Genomic DNA, 1240 nt, shown 5'->3' with positions numbered 1-1240 from the left:
GCTCGGTTAGCGCCGCTTGCCGGGGCGGACCACGGCGGAGATCACCGCGGTGATGACGCTGAGCACGAGCGCGCCGAGCACGCCCCACCAGAAGCCGTCCACGCGCAGGCCGAAGCCCATCAGGTTCGAGATCCCCGCGGTCAGCAGCATCAGGGCGCCGTTAATGATCAGGCCGAACAGCCCCAGCGTGATGATGTAGAGCGGGATCGAGACGAAGCGCACGATCGGGCCGAGGATCGAGTTGATGATCCCGAAGACGAAGGCGACGATCAGCAGGGTGAAGACGTGCCCCTGGGTGGTCTCGGTCATCGGCTGGATCCAGACGCCGTGATCGCCGTTCCCACCCACGAGCAGGGTGGTGAACCAGAGCGCGACGGCGCCAATGAGAACGCGAACGAGGAAGTTCATGCTCCCAGTGTGCCACGCCCAGCCCGAAAAGCCGGGGAACTCCCGCGCGGGATGCCCCGTGGGGAATGGGGGCTCATTACACTTGGTGAGGTGAACAGTCCGATTGGTGCACCTGTCCGGATCCGTCCGGAAATCAGCGCAGTCCCGGCCTACCGGCAGGGACGAGCGCCCGCCGAAGGCGGATACAAGCTGTCGAGTAACGAGAACCCGTTCCCGACCCTTCCCGCGATCCGAGACCGCATCGCTGCCGCCCGGGAGGTGAACCGCTACGGTCAGGCCGCGCTGCTGGACCTGCGCGAGCGGCTTGCCGCAGATCACGGGCTCAGCGTGGAACAGGTGCACATCGGCGCCGGTTCCGTGGCCCTGCTGTACCAGCTCGTGCACGCGGTCGCCGGACCCGGCGACGAGTACCTCTCGGCCTGGCCGAGCTTCGAGGCCTATCCCCTGCTCGGGCTGGCCTCCGGGGCCCGCCACATCGGCGTCCCCGGCACTCCGGACGGGCGACACGACCTCGACGCGATCGCCGCCGCGGTGACCGAGCGGACCCGCGCCGTGCTGCTGTGCACCCCGAACAACCCCACGGGCCCCGTTCTCGGACGCGACGAGACCATCGCCTTCCTGGAGCGCCTTCCCGAGGACCTCCTCGTCGTTCTCGACGAGGCCTACGCCGAGTTCGTGCGCGACGCCGACGCGGTGCGCGGCTCGGATGTCCTCGCCCGCTTCCCGCAGGTGGTCGTCCTGCGCACCTTCTCCAAAGCCGCGGGGCTCGCGGATCTCCGGATCGGATACGCCCTGGGGCACGCGGACATCCTGAACGCCGCGCGCGTGATCG

General features: G+C 68.8%; 2 protein-coding genes. One reads left to right on the top strand and one right to left on the bottom strand.

The genetic code is table 11. The annotated features are described in order from the left end of the window. Positions 1-6: 6 nt before the first annotated feature. Positions 7-408, bottom strand: a complete 402-nt coding sequence (locus tag OOT08_RS09450; RefSeq protein WP_325092398.1) for a phage holin family protein — start codon at positions 406-408, stop codon at positions 7-9. 90 nt (positions 409-498) lie between these two features. Between OOT08_RS09450 and OOT08_RS09445 the strand changes: the two genes are divergently transcribed. After that, the coding region (locus tag OOT08_RS09445; RefSeq protein ID WP_325092397.1) for an aminotransferase class I/II-fold pyridoxal phosphate-dependent enzyme at positions 499-1240 on the top strand (742 nt) is incomplete at its 3' end.

It is taken from the genome of Leucobacter sp. M11, assembly GCF_035726885.1.
Classification (GTDB): domain Bacteria; phylum Actinomycetota; class Actinomycetes; order Actinomycetales; family Microbacteriaceae; genus JAPFRB01.
The sequence above is the reverse complement of the archived record's forward strand: the minus strand, read 5'-3'. Positions and strand labels throughout refer to the sequence as shown.